We start from the raw sequence: 21478 nt of genomic DNA, 5'->3' as shown, positions 1-21478 counted from the left end.
GGAGTGATCGCCCCGATCAGGCCAGATCCAGACGTTTCAGGAGCGCAACAATTTTGCCGATGTCGCGATTGCGCTGCTGCACCATCTCGTCCGAAAGGGCCGACCCGACGGTGCAATACCGATCCATATCTTTTTTGAATTTATCTCTCAGAACCTTCACTATCGAACGCTGCTTATCTTCATCTTCATTATCGAAACTAGGAAACGACCTAACGCACATCTCGCGGATTATTCTACCGACTTTGATCGCATTTGGTTTCGCCGGGTCAAACTCGCGGTGATAGCGCTGGCCGAGCACGTACAGCATCGACTCGTCTCGCAAGCGCTCGGGTGAACCGATTTTTGGGCTCTCTCCGACAAGAGCCAGTATAGCCGCGTTCATTCGTCCTTCGACCATCGGACCATCGGCCACATGGCGCTCGATAATCGGCTTTAAGATTTGCCGAAGCGCAAACACCGCTCCGTAGGCAGCGTCGACCTGATCATCGAATCTTTTTTCGTCCTGCGAGCCTATCCAGTATCGGTCGTCAGGCCCTAGATTTTCGCCAATCTTCGCCGTCCGGCCGCGTGTCAGATGAGATTTTGGCATCTGCCTAGCAGCTCCCGGGGGCCGGCGAGCGACACCCTCTGAATGATTGATATGCTGCCATAGCCCATGTGCCCGCGCGCGCGCAGCTGCGGCGAACCCCCAATTCGGAATATGTGGGGACGGTACGGTAGCGCAGTATGGGCACAGAGCCGTATTGGAATGAGGGTGCTCAATTGCACGATTTATCGCGACAAACAGATAACCCTCCTTCGCACACCATTACTTCATCCGTAATTCTTAGCATTATTTTGAGTCTATTCCCTTCAGAATTTACCGACAAGCAGGTATTCCTTGCCGATGCGCTTTTTAATGCGGCGAACTTAGTATTGCCTCGGAAGGGTCCATCGCGCAAAACCAAAGTTTTCGCCAAGCGCTCTGATCTATCATCTGAATATACAATGCTTTCGGGATGCTTTGGCAACCCTGTTGCCTTATCGAGATTGCTGGCCTCAAGATCGCCGTTCATGAATGCGACACGCCCCGCCAATGTACCCACTGGATTTTGTACAACAACAGAAGGAGGCGCTGTTGTTAGCTCGACGTGAGTCTCATTTAAGCCAGCAACGATGGATCTCACAATAAGATCGCGAAGCCAAACATAGACGGGGCTATTCTCACCTACAGGCTTAATCAAGTCGGTATGCTTGACAGAAAATCCCCGCTGCTCTTCGCATGACTGAGAAAATAACTTCGGGACAACGACCCCAATATCTTCTCTGGTTCCAAATATTTTCGACGAGACCCACAACCACCAGCTCTGCGTGATCTCCGGTTTGGTTTCAAAACCACAGGAGTACACAGGTGTAAACCTCCTGGGGAATTCTAAATTCTTCCGTCGCTGTAAAAGCTTCCAGTCCGTCTCAATTGTATCGAGGTAACTGCCGCCATCGGTGGTCAAATCTTTCAATAAGCCGCCGTTCCAGCCAAAGACAGTTGCGACCTGATCAATTCCACGGTCACGAGCTAAATCTGCCAGAGGTGAGCCCGCTGAGGGAACTCCGAGCAGGCCAACCGCCATAACGCGATCGAAGAGAACCGTCTTTTGCTCCAACGCCCAAATGTTAAACGAGCGTTTCAGCACAAGGCCGCCCATACTATGCGCTACAAACCAAACGTGTCGATGTTTTCTAAAAATCACAGATGCAGCAAGATCTCGGGCGACGCCGACCGCTACATCATCAAGTTTAGTCCGCGTTTGAAAATCAGCTTCATAATCGACTGCATAAACAGCGATATCTCCCATGCGCCCATGGCCAGGTAGCTGCATTTGGTCATTTTCAATTAGCGACGGCCAGCCCCCAAAAGAATCGCCCGGAGCACCCCCTAAACCGTGCACAAAAACCACAGCTCGATCCGCTACTTCAGATTTGGCTCTGTCCGTTAGAAGTTTAGGCTCAGCTGCACCAGTCACGGTAGCGGTCAGGAGCGAGATAAGCGCGAAAGCTATCACGGCTATCACGGTCATGACGCGCATCAGCATCTCTCCGTCAATGCAAACGGTGTTTTAATGTACACAGCTGCTTTGCTTCTCCTATCGTGAACGATGAGACACCCTCTCAACGCCACGACGTCAAAATCAGAAACCACAAATTTCTCGCCGGTCTGCAACGCATTAATCATACTTTTGCGACGCTCCCCCAGCAAATCGCGCGCAAGCAGATCAACTGGCGCATCAAAGCGGACAAGAGCTGTGGAAGCGGCCAATAAAAAACTATCTAGAATTCCAGGCTTTGCATACGCTTCGGGAGGAACTTGAGATAAATTTGTCAATGCTATTGATAATTTAGATCTATTGTTCGGCATTGGCACCAACGGTTGAATTTCGAAATTTTTTCCTGCCCCTTTTTGAATCAACTCCTCAGCCTGCCGAGCCGCCTCTTCTTGAGGCTGCCCTCTGCCGGGCGCATCCCTTGGTCTGCCGTTTGCGCCCCACTCCATCAAACACTTGCCCGCTTCGCTTCGCTGACAGACACCCCCACGCAAGGTCGATTGCGCTCCAACTTGCACCTGCTTACAGCTGCACGTGTCATATTCGACTTCTTCGGCGCTCGCGCTGACCGCAACCACGAGTGCCCCCGAGAAGATGCACAAAGCAATTTTTCCGAAGCTCATTTGATGCAATCCGCTAGTTACGAAAATTACTGGCGGTAACTAAACGCTCTAAACGAACGCAGATCAATCATTTGCTGTCATTCAGGCGATCGCGGGACCCGTGCATAATATCGGTGACGCAAATCTAGCATAGATGGCGGGGCGAGCCAGATCCGGATGGTACCGACTGAACGAATATCGGAAAACTTAGAGTGAAAAGCCCCAATAAATGCGTACTTAATTTGCATTTGTGAGTAGGAACAGAATAATATCTTAGACACCGATTCAAAGAGTGGTTGGCGGCTTAATCATCAATGGAGAGCTATGCGCCAGGCCATATAGCTGCATTGCTACAGAGGTTATCAGGAGTGGTCGCCCTCAGCTGCATCTGGATCAGCCGGGAGTGGTGCAAAAGGGTCCGTTTCCGGGAAGAGCTTCCTATCGCGGAGCCAACCACCAAACGCAGCCGGATTCACTGCACGCTCGATCGACGCCAGGCGAGTTCTAGCCCAATCCAGCATGCGCATTGTTTCGTCGTCCTCGATCGGCGCCGCCCAATCAATCCAGGCTCGAAGGTCGCGCGCTTTCGCCTGCAGCTGCACGATTTCCGCGATGAGCGCGTCGCGTTCATCCTCACGCTTGCGACGCGACTCAGCCAGCCGTTGGTTTTCCTCTGCGCGCCGCCAAATCCGCTTCTGTCGCTCTTGTTCGATTCGGTGCAAGCGGTCCGCTTCTAATCGTTCCTCGATCTCCACGGCGATCTCCAACGCCTGGTCCTCAAGAGAGAACGTTTTCCTGTCTTGCCAATCCTGGCGGCGTCCTCGGCTACCCCACATTGAGATTGAGAATTTCAGGTTACCCGTGAGGAGGTAGTCGAACTCCGGATACGCCTTGTTCCAGTACCAATCATGGTTGCTACCGCCCAACCGCAGGCGCCGTGCCTCTGCCTGCAGTTCGGTGGACGTCGGCAAATGCTTTACCTTCGCGACCTTTTCCGAGAGCTTGAAGTCAACGGACTCCTCGCCTCGCTTTGCGGTGAACCACTGCCGCGACAGCGCGATTTCGATACCCCGGCTCTCAGCATCGCGGAACACGACGTCGAGAATGTAAATCGCCCGCTCGATGGAAGGCTGCCCAACGGACAGCGCCGGGCTATTCTCACCAGAGATAGACACGACGCCGTGCTCGTCGGGCTTGGCGGTGCGAAAAGCTTTTGCAACCGATCTGAGGCTGGGATGCGGGTGCTCGACGATTTTCCACTCAACGCCTTTGCGTTTCGCCGAAAACTCGGGTTTGGGCTTCGAAGGTGCGCGGGCAAGGGCCACCGGTGTTTTCGTCTCAGGAAGCGGTTTAGGAAGCGGCGTAGGCGATAGAGAGGGCTCGAATGTGATAACTTCAAGCAGCGCATCGGCTGTTGATGTGAAGACCGCCCGCTTCGCGCGACGGCCCACAGCCTTATCGCGCCAGAATGCGGCTTTTGGCACCGGCACACGATGCGCCTCGCAGATTTGCCGTAACTGCCATTCGGGAAGGCCTAGATCGGATGCTACCTCCGGCACCGGGTGATCCCAGACCAAATCATAAAGTTGGCGGCGCGTCAGATTCGAAGTCATCGAGATATCGGCAGATACGGGAAAGGGCTCGCGGTTACCCCGCGGTTACAGTCTGCCCCCTCAATGGCAGTTCGCAGAAGTCACGCGAGTTCATACCAGTCAACCGATTGCACTCTGGACAAATCGTACTTCAGCGTAATAGCGTGACCCTGCTGGATGCGGGTGGAATACTGGAACAAGTCGCTAAATCGCTTGCCAAGGTTGGGGTCGAGGGTTCGAATCCCTTCTCCCGCTCCAGGACATCATAGCATATCGCAAGGTCGCAGGCGTCGGGTCTCCCGGCGCTTTTTGCGTTCTGGACCCCATACGCGCGATGAAGCGCCCGGTGCGTGCCGGACGCTTCCATCACTCTCTCCGACGCTGAAAGTCCCTACAACACCGACGACATGCCGCCATCGACATAGATGATCTGGCCGTTGACGTAGTCGGACGCCGCCGAGGCGAGGAAGACGGCAGCCCCGACCAGCTCCGCCGGCTTGCCCCAGCGCCTGGCCGGCGTGCGGCCCTTCACCCAGGCGTCGAAACTCGGGTTGTCGATCAGCGCCTGGTTCATGTCGGTGATCATGTAGCCCGGCCCGATCGCATTGGCCTGGATGCCGGCTTCAGCCCATTCCGCCGCCATGGCGCGGGTCAGCATCTTGATGCCGCCCTTGGCGACCGTGTAGGGCGCGACCGTCGCACGTGCGAGTTCGCTGGTCAGCGAACCGATATTGATCACCTTGCCGTGCCCACGCGCGATCATGCGCTTGGCCGCCTCGCGCCCGATCATGAAGGCCGAGGTCAGGTTAGTGTCGATCACCCGCTGCCAGTCGGCGGTCGCGAGTTCGACCATCGGCTTGCGGAACTGGATGCCGGCATTGTTGACGAGGATGTCGACAGTGATGCCCGCGGCGTCGAAGGCCTCGAAGGCCCTGACGATGTCGGCCTCCGAGGTCACGTCGAAGGCGGCAGGCTCCGCCGCATAGCCCGCTTCATGAAACTGCGACACGGTCTCGGCGACGCGCAGCGGGTCGGTGCCGTTGATCAGGATGCGGGCGCCGGCAACCGCGAGCCCTTCCGCCATGGCACGGCCAAGACCGCGCGAGGAACCCGTGACGAGGGCGGTCTTGCCAGTAAGGTCGAAGAGAGGGTTGGTCATCTGATCCTCACAGGCTGGAGCGGCGGACGGTGAGGTCCGAACGCTCGAAGACGGCGGGCAGAAGCTCGACGCCGAGCCCCGGCCCTTCCATCGGCAGGACATAGCCGTCCTTGAACACCGGCATCGTCGTGACGAGCTCGTTGTACCAGCCGGTATAGAAAGCGCGCACCGATTCCTGGATCAGCGTGTTGGGCTGGCTGAACGAAGCGTGGATCGCCGCGATGAAGCCGACCGGGCCGATGCAGTCATGCGGCGCGAAGGGGCGGTGATAGGTGTCGGCCATCGCCGCGATCTTGCGCCCTTCCGTCAGGCCGCCGGTCCAGCAGAGATCGGCCATGACGATGTGCATGGCGTCGCGGTCGAGCATGTCCTTGTAAGGAAAGCGCGAGCCCAGTGTCTCGCTGGCGCAGACCGAGACCGTGGTCGAGCGCGCAAATTCGGCGAGCGCCTGCGGCGAGTTCATCCGGATCGGGTCCTCGTACCAGGTCGGGCTGTACTGTTCGAGCTCGCGGGCGATCTTGATCGCGGTCGGCAGGTTCCAGAGCGAGTGCAGCTCGACCATGATCTCTATTCTGTCGCCGACCGCCTTGCGGATCTTCTCGAAGGGCTCGCAGGCCTTGCGCATCTGCTCGGGCGTGATGAACAGGCCGTGGTTCTCGATCGCGGGCGGATCGAACGGCCAGATCTTCATCGCGGTGATGCCGCTCTCGAGCAGGCTCTCGGCGACCGCGTCAGCCCGGTTCATGAACCCGCCGAGATCCTCATAGGGGCCTTCGGTCGCGCCGAGATTCCAGGTCGAGACCGGCTTGATGTTCTGCGAGCGGACGTAATTGTAGCCGGCGCAGGTGTTGTAGATTCGCTGCTTGTCGCGGCAGAGGCCGCCGAGCATCTGGTGCACCGGCTGGCCGCAGACTTTGCCGAAGACGTCCCAGAGCGCGATGTCGACGGCCGAGGTGGCGCGGGATTCGACCCCGGTCGAGGCCTGCGCCATCGGCAGGTTGGTCATCTCGCGATGCAGCGCCTCGATATGCAGCGGGTTCTTGCCGAGGAGGCGCATCGCCAGCGTATCGTGCAGATGCGCCTCGACGGCGCCCGCGCCGTAGAAGGTCTCGCCCAGCCCGATGATGCCGGCATCGGTATGCACGCGCACCCAGAGCACATTGGCGAACTCCTCCGTCCGCAGCGTTTCGAGCGCGGTGATCTTCATGGGCAGCCTCCCTGGCGGCGCGCATTCTTTGACAGCCGTTACGGCCGGTGAACGCTGTGGTTGATGCCGATCCGCCGGAAGCCGCAGCACGGCGGAACCCAACGGAACGGGGCAGACCATACGAGCGCTTGTAAAATATCACAATATGTTTAGTTTGGTTTTCAAGACTGGAGCCGCTCAACGAGCTCCGCGACGGAGGAACGAGATGGCGCAGCGCGCAAGCCGGCCGAAACTGGTGGAGGCGGAGGAAGCGGGCGCGCCGCAGCGCCGCAACCGCGTCAACCTGTTCGAACTGGCCTATCAGCGCATCGAGGAACTGCTGGTTCGCTGCGAACTCGCGCCCGGGCGCTTCCTCGCCATGCAGGACCTGCAGAACATCACTGGCTTCGGCCGCACGCCCGTCCACCACGCCGTCAATCGTCTCGCCGCCGACACGCTGATCGTGATCCGCCCGCGCCACGGCCTGCAGATCGCGCCGATCGATCTCGCCCGCGAGCGCGTGCTCCTGCAACTGCGCCGCGACATCGAGCGCTTCGTCATCAGGCTCGCCGCCGAGCGCGCCGGCCCGTCCCACCGCAACCAGATGCTGCATATGGAGCGCCTGCTCCGGGAACGGCGCAACGGGCTGACGTTGGCAGAGTTCAACCAGTTCGACCGTCGCATCGACCAGATGGTGCTCGCCGCCGCCGGAGAGCCCTTCCTCGAACACACGCTGCGGCCGCTCCACACCATCTTCCGGCGGATCGGCTTCATCTACCACACCCATATGGCGCAGCAGCCCAGCCTCGACGGCACCATCGACCACCACCTCTCCGTCCTGAACGCGATCGCCACGCGCAATGCCGAGCGAGCCGTCGCGGCTTCGGACGCGCTGATCGCCTTCGTCGACGGCATGTTCGACGAGATGGAGAGCCGCATCGATCCCTCCCTGCTCGATTGCAGCGTCGAACCGCTGCTGAGCACCTGACTCGAGCCACTTCCGAACAACAGGACGACGAGAAGCTGCCCGCCATGCGCATCATCTTTCACGGCGACAACGCCGCCTCCTTCAGCAAGGGCTTTGCCGAACTCGTCGATGGCGATGCGCAGGTCCGCATCCTCCCCGATGTCCTTGCGGCTCCTGCCGACAGCCAAGCCTATGCCGAGGCCGACGCGATCATCGGCGTGAAATTCGACGCCGGCCTGCCACGGCCGGAGAACCTCAAGCTCTTCCATGTGCCCGGCGCCGGCTATGACGCGGTCAATCTCGGCCTGCTGCCGGCGCAGGCGAGCGTCTGCAACTGCTTCGGCCATGAGCAGGCGATCGCCGAATATGTCATGGGCGCTCTGCTCGCCCGGGCCATCCCGCTGGCCGACGCCGACACGAGGCTGCGCCGGGGCGACTGGGCCTACTGGGCCGGCTCGCCCGACCGCGTCCATGGCGAGATCGCAGGCCAGACCATCGGTCTGCTCGGCTTCGGCCATATCGGCAAAGCGATCGCCCGCCGCGCCAAGGCCTTCGAGATGCAGGTGCATGTCGCCAATCGCAGCCCGGTCGCGACCTCGGAACTCGTCGACCGCGCCTTCACGCTCGACCGGCTCGACGAATTCTGCAGCTCGGTCGATGTCGTCGTCGTCTCCGTGCCGCTGACGGCGGACACCACCGGCATCGTCGGCGCGGCGGCTCTGGCGGCGATGAAGCCCGATGCCGTGATCGTCAATGTCGGCCGCGGCCCCACCATCGACGAAACCGCGCTGTTCGAGGCACTCCAGGCCCGCCGGATCGGCGGCGCGATCATAGACACATGGTATCAGTATCCCAATCCGGCCGAGCCTAATATTTTACCAGCGAAACTGGCTTTCCATGAGCTTTCAAACGTTTTAATGACACCGCACATGTCGGGTTGGACCAGCGGCACCATCCGCCGCCGGCAACAGACCATGGCGGACAACATCAAGCGGTGCTTCTCCGGTATCGCTCTCACCAACGTCGTGCGAGAAGGGCGCCCTTAGAGCATCGGACCGAAAAGTGGTTTTCGGTTTTCGGGCCAATCCGATGCTTTGAAGAGTGAGCCCAATCGCCAGCAAACCGGCCGCACGAAGCCGGAGCAACAACATGTGACCAGTCGCCAAACCGAGGAAACGGCACCATGAACCTGATGAAGCATCTCAAGATCGCCGGCACGCTGCTCGCGCTTGGCGCCGGCATGCTCGCCGCCGGCCAGGCCTCCGCCCAGTCGCTGGCCGACATAACCAAGCGCGGCAAGGTCCGTATCGGCGTGCTGATCGGCGCCCCGCCCTATGGCTCGGTCGACTCGACCGGCAACGCCATCGGCTATGACGCTGACGTCGCCGCCCTCGTCGGCAAATATATCGGCCTGCCGGTCGAGGTGGTGCAGCTCACCCCGCCCTCGCGCATTCCGGCGCTGGAAGCCAACAAGGTCGACTTCCTCGTCGCAACGCTGGCCCCGACCCCCGAGCGCGCCAAGGCGGTGATGTTCACCATCCCCTACAGCGCCTTCCAGATGGGTATCTACGCCAAGAAGGGCACCGCGATCAAAAGCTGGGCCGATCTCAAGGGCAAGAAGGTCGGCGTCAATCGCGGCTCCTCCGTCGAGCGCGAGTTCGTCAACCGCGAGAAGGAGCTGAACCTCACCATCCTGCGCTTCGAGGACGACTCGACCACGATGCAGGCGCTGTTCTCCGGTCAGGTCGAGGCCATCGCCGGCCCCGACGCCCAGGCTAACGCCGCCATCAAGGCGCGCGGCGAAACCGAGACCGAGGTCAAGTTCTTCTTCGGCATGCAGCCGAACTCGATGACCGTCCGCAAGGACGCCTTCGAGCTGCAGCAGTGGCTGAACAACGTGATCTACTACATCAAGCAGAATGGCGAGCTGAACGCGATCTCCGAGAAGTGGGTCGGCGGCCCGCTGCCGCAGCTGCCCACCTTCTGATACCGCGTACCGCGCCGGCACGGAGCCAATCGGCCCGTGCCGGCCTCTCTGATCCGCTGTCCCGCAGGCAAGAACGCCCACCTGATCCCGGGACCCGGCCCGCCCCCTGACATGGGGAGGAGTTCTCCTTGCAGTTCGACCCCGTCTTCGCCGAATCGGACCTGATCCTGAACGGGATCATGTTGACGATCGTGCTTTCGGCCAGCGCGATCGTGCTTGGCTGTACATTGGCGGTGCTGCTCGTGGCGCTGCGCACGCTCGCCGGGCGCTGGGCCGGATACGTCGTCGACGCCTATGTCGAGCTGATGCGCAACACGCCCTTCCTGATCCAGCTCTTCATGATCTTCTTCGGCCTGCCTCTGCTCGGCATCCGGATGTCCGGCGTCGAGGCGGCGCTGCTGACCATGACGCTCAATCTCGGCGCCTATTCGACCGAGATCATTCGCGCCGGCGTCGATTCGATCCACAGGTCGCAATTCGAGGCCGGCGTCTCGCTGGCGCTCTCGCGCCGCCAGGTCTTCCAGTATGTCGTACTGCAACCCGCCTTCGCCCGGGTCTGGCCGGCGCTGTCGAGCCAGTTCGTACTGATGATGCTTGCCTCCTCGATCTGCTCCTTCATCTCGGTCCAGGAATTGTCGGGAGCAGCCGCCATTGTCGAGCAGCGCACCTTCCGCAGCTTCGAGACCTACATCATCGTCACCGCCGTCTATCTGGTGATGGCACTGTCGCTGAAGGTCTTCCTGCTCTGGCTCGGGCGTAAGCTGTTTCCGCAGGTATCCGGCCTCGCCCGCCTCGCTTCCAAGGCGGAGGCCGCCTGATGCAGACCTTCGGTTGGCCCGAGGCCATGTTCATCTTCCGTGCAGCCGGCTGGACGCTGCTGCTCACCGCCATCTCCTTCGTCATCGGCAGCCTGATCGGCGGCGCCTTCGCGATCATGCGGCTGTCGCGGATCAAGCTGGTCCGGAATTTCGCCGCCGGCTACATCCTGGTGATCCAGTCGATCCCGGTGCTCATGGTCCTGTTCATGAGCTATTACGGGCTGTCGATCATCGGCATCGAGCTGCCGCCCTTCTTCGCCGCCTCGGCCTCGCTCGCCGTCTATGTCTCCGCCTATCTCGCCGAGATCTGGCGCGGCTCGATCGAATCCGTGCCGTTCCAGCAATGGGAGGCCTCGGCTTCGCTGGCGCATACGCCGGCACAGACCTATCGCTATGTCATCCTGCCGCAAGCCGTCCGCATCTCGCTGCCACCAACGGTCGGCTTCCTCGTCCAATTGGTGAAGAACACCTCGATCGTCTCGGTCGTCGGTTTCGTCGAACTCTCGCGAGCCGGACAGCTCGTCAACAACGCCACCTTCCAGGCCTTCCAGGTCTTCTCGCTGGTAGCGGTGATCTATTTCGCGATCTGCTTCCCGCTGTCCCGGCTCAGCCGCCATCTCGAAAAGGTGATGAATGCCAGCCGTTCTCATTGACGACGTCCACAAGAGCTTCGGCAAGCTGGAGGTGCTGAAGGGCGTCTCCCTCAATGTCGAAACGGGCCAGGTCGTCGCGCTCATCGGCCGCTCCGGCTCCGGCAAAAGCACGCTGCTCCGCTGCATCAACGGGCTCGAGGCGATCAATTCCGGCCGCATCGAGGTCGCCGGCCACGTCGTCGAGCAGGATCAGAAGAAGCTGCGCGAGCTCCGCAAGGATGTCGGCATCGTCTTCCAGAGCTACAACCTGTTCCCGCACCTGACGGTCGGCCAGAACATCATGCTCTCGCCGCGCATCACCCAGCACGTGCCGCAGGCGCAGGCCGAAACCCTGGCGCGCGAAGTGCTGGCGCAGGTCGGCCTCTCCGAGAAGTTCGACAGTTACCCCGACAACCTCTCGGGCGGCCAGCAGCAGCGCGTGGCGATCGCCCGCTCGCTCGCCATGCGGCCCAAGGTGATGCTGTTTGACGAGGTCACCTCCGCGCTCGACCCCGAGCTGACCGGCGAGGTGCTGCTGGTCATGGAGAAGCTCGCCAGGGACGGCATGACCATGCTGCTGGTGACGCATGAGATGAACTTCGCCCGCAATGTCGCGAGCACGACCGTCTTCATGCATCAGGGCAAGATCTGGGAGAGCGGCCCGTCGAAGGAGGTCTTCGGCAACCCGCAGACGCCGGAACTGCGCAACTTCGTCAGCGCCGGCGCCAAGTAACAGCACCAAGTAACGGCACCAAGCAACAGTGCCAGCGCCCCGGCGGAGCGTGCGGGCCTCAGGCCGCGAGCGCCAGGGCGCCTTCGCGCGCAATGCCGGCCTTGTCGAGTGCCTGCTTGATCCGCGCAATCTCGGCCTCCGGAAGTTTCATCAGCGGCGGCCGCACGAGCGACTTGTCGAGCCGACCGAGCAGCACCAGCGCCTCCTTCATGCGGTTGTGCATGTCGAGGAAGGGCGGCGCATAGAAGGCCTGCGACAGCGGAACGATGCGGTCGTTCACCGCCTGCGCCGCCTTGAGATCGCCTGCCTGCACCGCCCGCCAGAGGGCCACCTGCAGATCCGCGACGACGCTGCCCGAGCCGGACAGGAGCCCGTTGCAGCCCAGCGTCAGCGACGCCATCAGCCACGAAGAATGCGTCGTCAGCACATTGACCGGCCGCGACAGGTTCTGGAACGTCCGGATGTGCTTCTCGTGCAGCATCGGGTCGTTCGACCAGTCCTTGATCGCGGCGATCGTCGGCACCTTGTCGAAGAGCTCGAGCAGCGTTTCGAAGGGATAGCCGAGCCCGCTGCCCATCGGATACTGGAAGGCGATGATCGGCAGGTCGGTGGCGTCCGCGATGCGCCGGTAATGCGCGACCGCCATTTCCGGCCGGAGCTGGCCGCCCATCGCCATGCTGTTCGGCGGGAAGACCAGGAGCGCCGAAGCCCCCTCCTGCGCCGCCATCGCCGCGAGCCGCGCCGCCTCGATCGAGCCGTCCGCATAAATGCCGTTGATCAGCGGCACGGCGTCGCCGACCTCGGCCAGCGACGCTGCGAGGATCTGCTTCTGCTCCTCGAAGGAACAGGCATGCACCTCGGAGGCATGGCCGTTCACCGTCACCGCGCTGACGCCATCGACCAGCGCACAGTCGCGCAGGTGCCGACGCGTCTGGCGCTCGTCGATCGACATGTCGTGATTGAGCGCGAGCAGCGTCGCCGGGATCACGCCGGCGGGACGGAAATCCTTGAAGCGGGGCATCGTCGACTCCTTCTGCATGGCGAAGCCCGCGTGCCGGGCGATCAGTCGTTCCAGATGCCGCCGGTCACGCTGATGGTTTCGCCGGTGATGTAGTCCGCCTCGTCGGAGGCCAGGAAGGCCACCGTCTTGGCGATGTCCGACGGCAGGCCGGCGCGGCGCAGCGGAATCGCCTTGGCGCGGTCCTTGGCGGTCGGCAGCCCCTCGGCGGCGCGCTGGATTTCGGATTCGTCGCGCATCTTGGTCTCGACGATCAGTCCCGGCGCCACGGCGTTGACGCGGATGCCGTATTCGCCGATCTCCAGCGCCAGCGACTGCGTCAGCGAGACCACTGCGAATTTCGAAGCGCAATAGGCGCCGTAGGCGGCGACGCCCGACTTGCCCATCCAGGAGGCGATGTTGACGATCGTCCCGCGACGCCGCTCGACCATGCCAGGCGCGATCTGGCGGGTGACGTGGAACAGCCCGTCGACATTGATGCCGAAGGTCGCCTTCCACTCCGCCTCGGTGGTCTCGAGCAGCTTGCCGACCTTGCAGATGCCGGCATTGTTCACGAGGATGTCGATCGGCCCCAGCGCATCCTTCAGGGCGCCGATGCCGGCTTCGACATCGGCGCGAGAAGACACGTCGCCGGTCGCGACCACGACCTTGCCGCCATCCTTCCCGAGCGCGTCCGCCGCAGCCTTCGCCGCCGCCAGATCGAGATCGAAGATGCCGACATCGCAGCCTTCCGCCACCAGCCGTGCCGCGATGGCCCGGCCGATGCCGTGTGCCGCGCCGGTGACGATCGCCTTGCGTCCTTGCAGTCCATACATGTGTCAGGCCTTGTTCTGTGATGTGCGCGGGTTCAAGGGTTTGCGGTCGCCGCGCGCGGTCCAGCCGCCATCGACGACCATGACGGAGCCGGTGCAGAAGGAGGCCTCGTCGCTGGCGAGCCAGAGCATCGCCTGCGCGATCTCGATCGGCTGGCCGAGACGCTCCATCGCCTGGCGCCCCTCGAGGCCGCTGCGCAGTTCGTCGCCGTCCGGCCCGCTCAGGATCTTGTTGAAATAGGGCGTCGCGATCGTGCCCGGCGCAACTGCGTTGACCCTGATGCCGGCTCCGACATGGTCGACGGCCATGGCGCGCGTCAGTGCCGCCACCGCGCCCTTGGATGCGACATAGGCCGCCCGATCGAAGATGCCGACATTCGCGACCGCCGAGGCGGTGTTGACGATAGCGCCGCCGCCCTGCTTCTCCATGACCGGGATAGCGTGCTTGCAGCCGAGGAAGACACCGTTGACGTTGACCGCCATCAGCGCGTTCCAGTCGGCCTCCGACGTCGAGACCACCGTACCGGCGAAGCCATAGCCGGCATTGTTGACGAGGATGTCGAGCCGGCCGTGATCGGCGACCGTCCGGGCGATCATTGTCACGACCTCCGCCTCCTTGCTGACATCGACCTGATGAGCACGGGCCTTGCCGCCTTGCCCGGCGATCTCGGCGGCGACGCGTTCTGCTGCGGTCAGATCACGATCGGCGACGATGACGGTCGCCCCCTCGCGGGCGAAAAGCTTGCACGCCTCATGGCCGATGCCCGAGCCCCCGCCGGTGATGATCGCGATCTTGCCTTCGAGCCTCATGGTCTTGCCCTCCATCCGACGTCCCCATGGCGAGGCGAGCGAGGTTCGCTCACAGCATAACCACGGGCGAAAAATGCTGCTCGACCGCCGCCAGCAAGGCCTGCCCGACGATCCAGGAGGATTTCGGGTTGGCCGGCGAAGGTTGATTGGCGATTTCCAGCGACATCGTGCCGAACTCGCTCTTCGCCGTCACCACATGCATGTTGCCGGATGCCGCCGGGTCACAGACGACATCGGCGCCGGTCGCCTCGAACCCCGGCCCCGCCAGTGCCAGCGCCGCCGCGACGTTGAGGTTCTGCGGGTAGAGCGCAGCCGCCTCGCGCGCCGTGCCCGAGAACAGCGTCACCGGCTCCGACAGGGCGTCCGGGTCGTGGCCGAGCGCGCGCAATTCGCCGCTCCATGCGGCCGGCGGCTTGCGCGACTGGTAACGCAGCTCGAGCTGCCTGGCGTGCCTGACGGCCCGAACGTAATCGAGCCCGCCGAGCGCGCCCGAGGCGAGCAGCAACCGCCCGCCGCCCTTCCGCGCCGTGGCGACCAGTTCAGCGAAGAACGCCTCGTCATGCAGCACACCGATCGACGAGATCAGGACCGGCAGGCCGAGCGCGAGGCAGCCCGGAACGCTGCTGCGCACCGCATCATGACCGGCAGCCTCGATCACCAGGTCCGGCGCGAAGGCCGCGACCTCATCGAGCCCCGACAGGGCCGCGACGCCCTCCGGCACCCGCGCCCGCGACGGCGAGCCCGGACGCAGCAGCACGCCGAGCGCATAGCCCGGCTCCTCCGCCGCGAGCAGTGCCGCCGCGATGTCTCCGGCGATCGCGCCATAGCCGATCAGGACGACGCGGCGGGTACTCACCTGAGCTCTCCGATCCACTCCACGACCTTGGCCGTGAAGGCGTCCGGCCGCGAGACCGGAAAGAAATGCCCGCCGCTGTCGAGCAGGATCTTACGGGAGCCAGGCAGCGCCGCAGCCAGCTCCTCCTGCAGGAAGGACGGCACGATCATGTCGTCGCGCGCGCCCAGCACCAGCGTCGGCATCGGCAGCGCGGCGATGTCGGCCGAACCGTCGAAGGAGAGCAGCGCGTCGATGCGCTCGCGCACGACCTGACGCGCCTCGGCCGAGGCCGGCGCCGCGGCGAGAGCCGCCTCGTAGACGCCCCAATTCGCTTCCAGCCAGACCGGCGGATAGGAGATCAGCACCGCGGTCGCGGCATAGGCCTGCGGATTCTCATCCAGGATCGAGCGCCGCGCGCCGAACAGCGCGCTCATATAACGGCTAGGCCTGAGCCAGGTCGCGCTCAGGATCAGCCCGTCGAGCCGCTCCGGCGCGATCCGCCCGAGCGCCTGGCCGATGCAGCCCCCGGTCGAATGGCCGAGCAGCACGGCCCGCTCGACGCCCGCGGCATCAAGCACGTCGAGGCAATCCAGGGCGAGCTGGTCGATGGTGCAGGACGCGGCGCCACGTGTGCTGGCCGCGATGCCGCGCTGGTCGAAGCGGATGACGCGGAAGGACCGCGCCAGCGTCGCGGCATTGCTCTTCCAGAAGCCGGCCGTGCCGCCAAGACCGCTGACCAGCAGCAGCGCCGGCCCCTCGCCTTCGCCGAAGGCTTGCAGGACCGCGCCGTCCCTGGTTGTGACCGAGAAGGCGCTAGATGCAGGAACGGCGCTCATTGCAGCGGCGAAAACGCAACGGGGGTCAGGATGCGCGTATCCTGAATGTCGATCAGCCCGTCGACGCGCTTGAGATAATCCTGCCAGCGTGGATCGGCGAGCATCGTCTTGCGTTTGGCGGCGCGCTCGTCGAGGCTGTTGTAGCTCCACAGCGCAACGACATGGTTCAGCTCGCCGATCTCGGTGGTGAAATAGGCGATGAATGCGCCGAGATGCTCCTTCTGCAGCGGCAGCCCGTATTCGCCATAGATCTTCACGAACTCGGCCAGCTTGCCGGCCTTGATGCGATAATCCCGCTCTTCATAGATCACAGGAAGCTCCTCCCCCCGTCCAAGCCGGGTCACAACGGCGTGCCCGCCGCAGCCGAGCATGGACACCGGCTCACGCGGGCGCCATGCCCATGCACGTCGGGTCGATACGCATCATGGGCGGGACGCGGCCACGCCGCGCGGCCTCAGCCATACATCACCTTCGGCATCCAGGTCGCCATCGCCGGGAAGAACAACAGCAACAGCAGCACCAGCAACTGGCAGCAGATGAATGGAATCACGCCCCAGTACATGTCCTGCAGCCGCATCGTCGGCGGTGCGATCGCTTTCAGGTAGAAGATCGAGGGGGCCATCGGCGGGGTCAGGTAGCTGGTCTGCAGCATCACCAGCATCACCACCGAGAACCAGAGCGGATCGAGCCCGAAGCTCTTCACCAGCGGGATTGCGATCGGCACGACGATCAGGATGATCGAGATCGAGTCGATCAGGAAGCCGAGGATGAAGACGACGAACAGGATCGCCGCCACCACCGACCAGGGCGAAAGCCCCAGCGCATCAAGGATGCCCTTGGTCGCAGCCATGCCGCCCGACGCGAAGAACACGCCCGAGAACATGCCGCCCGCGAGAATGATCGCGAGGATCATCGCCGTCAGCGACACGGTCTGCACCGAGGCCTGGAACAGCAGGCGCCAGCTCATCCGCCGGTAGACGATGGCGAGCAGCAGGACGCCCAGCGAACCGCAGGCCGCGGCCTCCGTGGGCGTCGCCAGACCCATGAACAAGGTGCCGAGCACCGTGAAGATCAGGAATCCCGGCGGCACGAGCGCGACCAGCGTGAACCTGATCTTCTCGCCCAGGCTGCGCGGATCGGGATCCTTCTCCGGCGGCGCCAGCGACGGCTTCAGCCCACAGGCGACCAGAATGTAGAGGATGAACAGGCCCGACATGGTCAGGCCTGGGATCAGGATGCCGGCCAGAAGATCACCGATCGGCAGCGTCGCGATCGGCGCGAGGACGACGACCGGCACGGACGGCGGAATGATCGTGCCCAGCGAACCGCCGCCACAGATCGTGCCCGCGATAAGCTTGCTGTCATAGTGGCGCTTCACCATGGCGGGAATGGCGAGCATGCCGACCAGCGTCTCGGTCGCGCCAACGACGCCGCTGGCAGCCGCGAAGATCGTGCACATCAGGAGGGCGGCAATCGCCAGTCCGCCCGGCAGCCTGCGCGTCCACATGTAGAGCGCATCGAACAGCCGCTCGGCGATGCCAGCCCGCTCCAGGATGGAGCCCATGAAGATGAACAGCGGAATCGCGCCCAGGACGTAGTTGGTCGAGAGATCGTCGATGCGCTGCGCGAACTGGTGCACCAGCGTGCCGCCGAAGCGCATCAGGCCGAAGCCGAGCGCCGCGATCATCATCGAAAAGGCGACGGGGAAGCCGAGGAAGATCAGTCCCAGCAGCGCCGGGAACATCCAGAGGACGGTCTGTGATGTCATCGAGCCGATCCTTCGGTCTCATATCCGAACACGATCAGCAGGTTCTCGATCGCTTTGGCGAGGCATTGCAGGGCAAACAGCCCGAATCCGAGGACGTAGATCACGCGATAGGGCCAGATCGGCGGGTTCCAGGCCGAAAGCCCGGTGCCCTCGCCGGTGCGGTACACACTGGCGACATTCCCGATCAGGGCATTGGTGATCCAGAACAGCATTCCGGTCATCAGCACATAGCCGATCGCGTCGATGATCGCGACGCCGCGGCGCGGCAGGACCTGGTGCAGGAAATCGACATTGACGTGCTGGTTGACCAGAACGGCATAGGACAGGCCGAACAGGAAGATCGAGCCCATCATCATGTAGCTCAGCTCGAAGGCCCATTGCGTCGGCGCTGCGAAGAGGTAGCGGCTGACGACTTCGTACACCATCGCCAGGACCAGCGGCAGCACGATCAGCGCCCCCACGCGGCCGGACCACAGCGAGAGCATGTTGATGAAACGGACGATGGGCATGGAAACCTCGAGCCGGGAGGCCTGTCGGCGGCAGCCCGGAGGGCGACCGCCGACAGGCGAAGGATCAGCGCGAGCCGACGGCGAAGCGGAATTCGCTCAGCGGCTTCACGCTAGCCATGAAAGCCTTCTGGCTGTCATAGGCCTTCTTGAACCAGGCGTTCGAGGCGGCCTGTTTGTCGGCCCACTCGCCGGAGGCCTTGACCACTGCCGCCGTTAGGCTCGGATCGACCTGGACGACCTCGATGCTCGACGCCTTGATCTGCTTGTAGGCGTCGAGGTCGCTCTTGGCATAGCCGAGATAGGTGTCGAGCACTGTCAGGCGACCGGCCAGCTCCAGGAGCTGCTTGTCCTTGTCGCCGATCTTGGCCCAGACCGCGTTGTTGAAGACGCAGTCATGCGCGCCGGACGGCGCATGCAGGCCCGGCATGATCACGTATTTGGCGACCTTGTGAAAACCTTCCGACAGATTGCTGCCCGGGCCGCCCCATTCGATCGCGTCCACCACCTTGCGCTCCAGCGCGCTGAACACTTCGGAGCCCGGCAGCACCACGGTCGAGGCGCCGAGCATCGGCGCGATCTCGGCCCAGGAGGACGAGGTGCGCAGCTTGAGGCCCTTCATGTCCTCGACGGTGCGGATCGGCTTGTGCGAGTGCATGAAGAACTCGGTCTCCAGCACGCCGCAAGGGAAGGCGACGACGTCGAACTTCTCCTTGCGCCACTGCTTCCACAGATCGGCGCCGCCACCATTGTAGAGCCACATCATCATTTCTTCGGGGTTCGGCCCTGCCGACCAGCCCGAGAAGATCGCGCCGGTGCGGTCGACCGCCCAGTCATAGCCCGGCCAGCTATGGCCCATATCGGCGACGCCCTTCTGGACCGTCTCCGTCACCTTCAGCGCGGGGCCGAGCGCGCCGGCCGGGAAGACGTTGATCTTGATCCGACCCTCGGTCATCTTCTCAACGTTCTCAGCATATTTCTTGGCGCCGATGTCGAGCCAGTGCCCGCCCGCCCAGGGCGTCGCCATGTTGAGCTCCATCTTGTTCTGCGCCAGCGCACCCTGCGCCCCGAGCGAGATGCCGGCGGCCATGGCAAGCGCAGCGGCGACGGTCTTGAATCCGGTCATGATGTTAGCCTTCCCTCTGTTGCGGCCCTGTCGACATCTGCGCGTCGGCCGATCTGCCCTTGTCCGGCAGCGCGCAATTTTCAGCGGAAACCCTGCCGCGGCGGAGCCTGGCGACGAAAATCGCCCTGGCCCGCCACGTCCTCATTTCAAGGACGCCTCACCGGCCTCCGCAGCGTCCCGACTTTCGGAGCGCCATCAGGAAGCGCGACGGCGCCACTCATATATCGCCCACCCGATCCGGCACGGCCGAACCTCGAAACAGAAGGCAAGGATCAAGCCAAGCGCGGCCAAACCATCGGGCGCTGTCTTCAAACCACAAAAACTGGCGTGAACGTCGCCACCTAACCTTCGTGCCTTATATATCAGCACGCATCTGATAGGGCGGCAAGTTTGATCCAGATCAAATCCACAAGCCTGGCAGTGCGCGGCCGGCCCAAAAGGAAACCGGCGACGACGGCTGTCAATCGAACGCGCGCGAGGGGCGCAAAGTGCGATATCGGTGATCGTCACTTTTCCGTTCGCGTCAGAGCCGTCTTCGCACACCGTTCCCGCCCCGCCCCTCCTGCGTGGCGGTTGCCAATCGCGCCGCGCCCGGCCAAACACGTCTCGACCGCCTCTCCGATGGTAAGAGCATGGACAGCGACCAGAAACGCCTCGCCGCGCTGCGGCGCCTCCTCTCGCAGGCGCATGAAAAACTCGGGCTGAAGCTAGGCTTCCGGCTCTGGGACGGCAGCAGCGTTCCGGGCGACTGGCCGCAGGACGGGCTCGCCATCGCCATCCGCGATTCCGGCGCGGTCGCGGCGCTCATCCGCAAGCCGAAGCTCGACACGCTGCTGAACCTGCACATCAGCGACCGCATCGCCCTGCTCAACGGCTCGATCTTCGACCTCGCGACGGCGCGGCCCGAGGGCAAGGTCGGTCGCCTCGCCCGCAATATCCCGAAAGGCGCCGTGCTCGACGTGCTGCGCCGCTTCATCTTCGCGCCGGGCACCGCACCGAGCAGCGTCGGCCATCTCAAGGGCGACGAGATCGCCCGCGATGGCGCCCCCGAAACCAACAAGGCCAACATCGCCTATCACTACGACGTCTCGAACGCCTTCTACCGGCTCTTCCTCGACGAGGAGATGGTCTACACCTGCGCCTATTTCACCGAGGACCACGGCGATATCGACCGCGCCCAGCGCGACAAGCTCGACATGATCTGCCGTAAGCTTCGTCTCGAGCCCGGCGACCGCCTTCTCGACATCGGCTGCGGTTGGGGTGCGCTGATCTGCCATGCCGCCCGGCATTACGGCGTCGAGGCCCATGGCGTGACATTGGCCGAAGAGCAGTTGGCGCTTGCTCGCGAGAAGGTCGAACGGCTCGGCTTGGGCGACAAGGTCACGCTCCATCTCAAGGACTTCACTCAGATGGAGGGGCAGTTCGACAAGATCTCGTCGATCGGCATGTTCGAGCATGTCGGCATCGCCAACCACCCGTCATATTTCCAGGCGGTGAACCGGCTGCTGCGCCCACGCGGACTTTATCTCCACCACACCATCTCGCGCCGGGCCAAGAAGACCGACAAGGCTTTCAACAAGATGCCGGCCGAGTATCGCGCGCTGGTGCGCTACATCTTCCCCGGTGGCGAACTCGATCATCTGGGCATGTCGATCGCCAATCTCGAGCGCTACGGCTTCGAAGTGCACGATGTCGAGGGCTGGCGCGAGCACTATCAGCGCACAACGCGGCTGTGGTGGGAGCGGCTGGAGGCCAGGAAGGCCGAGGCCGAGGCCGAGATCGGCCCCGAGCGTACGCGGATGTGGCTGCTTTATCTCGCCGGCTGCTCGCTCGCCTTCGAGCGCGGTGGCGCGCTGGTCAACCAGACCCTGGTCTCGAAGCGCCGCAAGGGCGCCTCGGGCCTGCCGCTGACACGGGCGGATCTGTATCGCTGATCGACGTTGCCAGCGTCATGGTCGGCCTTGAGCCGACCATCCCAGGAGGAGAAAGCTCTCATTGGAGAGATCCTTGGAT

Annotated in this window: 22 protein-coding genes; 7 read left to right on the top strand and 15 right to left on the bottom strand. The window is 63.1% G+C overall.

The genetic code is table 11. The features are described from left to right. Positions 1-16: 16 nt before the first annotated feature. The 6 genes from AC1RMY_RS01805 to AC1RMY_RS01780 form a co-directional block, all read right to left on the bottom strand. Positions 17-589, bottom strand: a complete 573-nt coding sequence (locus AC1RMY_RS01805) for a hypothetical protein (RefSeq protein WP_492862228.1) — start codon at positions 587-589, stop codon at positions 17-19. A 169-nt stretch (positions 590-758) separates the two neighbouring features. Next, entirely contained in the window at positions 759-2063 is a 1305-nt protein-coding gene (locus AC1RMY_RS01800) for an alpha/beta hydrolase (RefSeq protein WP_492862227.1), read from the bottom strand. Then, entirely contained in the window at positions 2063-2701 is a 639-nt protein-coding gene (locus AC1RMY_RS01795; RefSeq protein ID WP_492862226.1) for a hypothetical protein, read from the bottom strand. The genes AC1RMY_RS01800 and AC1RMY_RS01795 overlap by 1 nt, the downstream gene beginning before the upstream one ends. 341 nt (positions 2702-3042) lie before the next feature. After that, a complete protein-coding gene (locus AC1RMY_RS01790) occupies positions 3043-4293 on the bottom strand; it encodes a hypothetical protein (protein ID WP_492862225.1) in 1251 nt (416 codons plus the stop codon). Between the two features lie 370 nt (positions 4294-4663). Further along, complete coding sequence (locus AC1RMY_RS01785) at positions 4664-5431, bottom strand: SDR family oxidoreductase (RefSeq protein WP_492862224.1); 768 nt, start codon at positions 5429-5431, stop codon at positions 4664-4666. Positions 5432-5438: 7 nt separating this feature from the next. Then, entirely contained in the window at positions 5439-6638 is a 1200-nt protein-coding gene (locus AC1RMY_RS01780; protein WP_492862223.1) for a mandelate racemase/muconate lactonizing enzyme family protein, read from the bottom strand. Positions 6639-6843: 205 nt separating this feature from the next. Between AC1RMY_RS01780 and AC1RMY_RS01775 the strand changes: the two genes are divergently transcribed. The 6 genes from AC1RMY_RS01775 to AC1RMY_RS01750 all read left to right on the top strand — a co-directional run bounded on the left by AC1RMY_RS01775 (position 6844) and on the right by AC1RMY_RS01750 (position 11754). Next, the gene (locus AC1RMY_RS01775; protein WP_492862222.1) at positions 6844-7605 is read left to right on the top strand and encodes a GntR family transcriptional regulator; all 762 of its coding nucleotides are present in this window, start codon (positions 6844-6846) and stop codon (positions 7603-7605) included. A gap of 44 nt (positions 7606-7649) precedes the next feature. Beyond that, the gene (locus tag AC1RMY_RS01770) at positions 7650-8630 is read left to right on the top strand and encodes a 2-hydroxyacid dehydrogenase (protein WP_492862221.1); all 981 of its coding nucleotides are present in this window, start codon (positions 7650-7652) and stop codon (positions 8628-8630) included. Positions 8631-8767: 137 nt separating this feature from the next. Beyond that, positions 8768-9571, top strand: coding sequence for a transporter substrate-binding domain-containing protein (locus AC1RMY_RS01765; RefSeq protein WP_492862220.1), 804 nt, complete (start codon positions 8768-8770; stop codon positions 9569-9571). A 128-nt stretch (positions 9572-9699) separates the two neighbouring features. Further along, positions 9700-10389, top strand: a complete 690-nt coding sequence (locus AC1RMY_RS01760; protein ID WP_492862219.1) for an amino acid ABC transporter permease — start codon at positions 9700-9702, stop codon at positions 10387-10389. Beyond that, the gene (locus AC1RMY_RS01755) at positions 10389-11042 is read left to right on the top strand and encodes an amino acid ABC transporter permease (protein ID WP_492862218.1); all 654 of its coding nucleotides are present in this window, start codon (positions 10389-10391) and stop codon (positions 11040-11042) included. Before AC1RMY_RS01760 ends, AC1RMY_RS01755 begins: the two co-directional genes overlap by 1 nt. Next, on the top strand, positions 11023-11754 hold the full coding sequence (locus tag AC1RMY_RS01750; RefSeq protein ID WP_492862217.1) for an amino acid ABC transporter ATP-binding protein: 732 nt from the start codon (positions 11023-11025) through the stop codon (positions 11752-11754). Before AC1RMY_RS01755 ends, AC1RMY_RS01750 begins: the two co-directional genes overlap by 20 nt. 58 nt (positions 11755-11812) lie before the next feature. On the opposite strand, the gene AC1RMY_RS01745 is transcribed toward AC1RMY_RS01750, so the two are convergent. The 9 genes from AC1RMY_RS01745 to dctP form a co-directional block, all read right to left on the bottom strand. Beyond that, positions 11813-12775: a dihydrodipicolinate synthase family protein gene (locus AC1RMY_RS01745; protein WP_492862216.1), complete on the bottom strand. Its 963-nt coding sequence runs from the start codon at positions 12773-12775 to the stop codon at positions 11813-11815. Between the two features lie 41 nt (positions 12776-12816). Next, positions 12817-13587, bottom strand: a complete 771-nt coding sequence (locus tag AC1RMY_RS01740; RefSeq protein WP_492862215.1) for an SDR family NAD(P)-dependent oxidoreductase — start codon at positions 13585-13587, stop codon at positions 12817-12819. Between the two features lie 3 nt (positions 13588-13590). Further along, positions 13591-14394: an SDR family oxidoreductase gene (locus AC1RMY_RS01735; protein ID WP_492862214.1), complete on the bottom strand. Its 804-nt coding sequence runs from the start codon at positions 14392-14394 to the stop codon at positions 13591-13593. Between the two features lie 49 nt (positions 14395-14443). Further along, complete coding sequence (locus AC1RMY_RS01730; protein ID WP_492862213.1) at positions 14444-15250, bottom strand: aspartate dehydrogenase; 807 nt, start codon at positions 15248-15250, stop codon at positions 14444-14446. Further along, the gene (locus tag AC1RMY_RS01725; RefSeq protein WP_492862212.1) at positions 15247-16065 is read right to left on the bottom strand and encodes an alpha/beta fold hydrolase; all 819 of its coding nucleotides are present in this window, start codon (positions 16063-16065) and stop codon (positions 15247-15249) included. Before AC1RMY_RS01725 ends, AC1RMY_RS01730 begins: the two co-directional genes overlap by 4 nt. After that, the gene (locus AC1RMY_RS01720; protein ID WP_492862211.1) at positions 16062-16376 is read right to left on the bottom strand and encodes an NIPSNAP family protein; all 315 of its coding nucleotides are present in this window, start codon (positions 16374-16376) and stop codon (positions 16062-16064) included. The genes AC1RMY_RS01725 and AC1RMY_RS01720 overlap by 4 nt, the downstream gene beginning before the upstream one ends. Before the next feature lie 143 nt (positions 16377-16519). Then, a complete protein-coding gene (locus AC1RMY_RS01715) occupies positions 16520-17833 on the bottom strand; it encodes a TRAP transporter large permease (protein WP_492862210.1) in 1314 nt (437 codons plus the stop codon). Further along, a complete protein-coding gene (locus AC1RMY_RS01710; RefSeq protein WP_492862209.1) occupies positions 17830-18342 on the bottom strand; it encodes a TRAP transporter small permease subunit in 513 nt (170 codons plus the stop codon). Before AC1RMY_RS01710 ends, AC1RMY_RS01715 begins: the two co-directional genes overlap by 4 nt. Positions 18343-18406: 64 nt before the next feature. Further along, positions 18407-19465: a TRAP transporter substrate-binding protein DctP gene (dctP, locus tag AC1RMY_RS01705; RefSeq protein WP_492862208.1), complete on the bottom strand. Its 1059-nt coding sequence runs from the start codon at positions 19463-19465 to the stop codon at positions 18407-18409. Between the two features lie 632 nt (positions 19466-20097). On the opposite strand from dctP, the gene AC1RMY_RS01700 reads away from it, so the two are divergent. Then, on the top strand, positions 20098-21399 hold the full coding sequence (locus tag AC1RMY_RS01700) for a class I SAM-dependent methyltransferase (RefSeq protein ID WP_492862207.1): 1302 nt from the start codon (positions 20098-20100) through the stop codon (positions 21397-21399). Positions 21400-21478: the final 79 nt, after the last annotated feature.

The sequence above is a fragment of the Allobosea sp. GW822-FHT03F07 genome (assembly GCF_058801345.1).
Note: the sequence above shows the minus strand (reverse complement) of the source record. Positions and strands in the feature narration are given on the sequence as shown.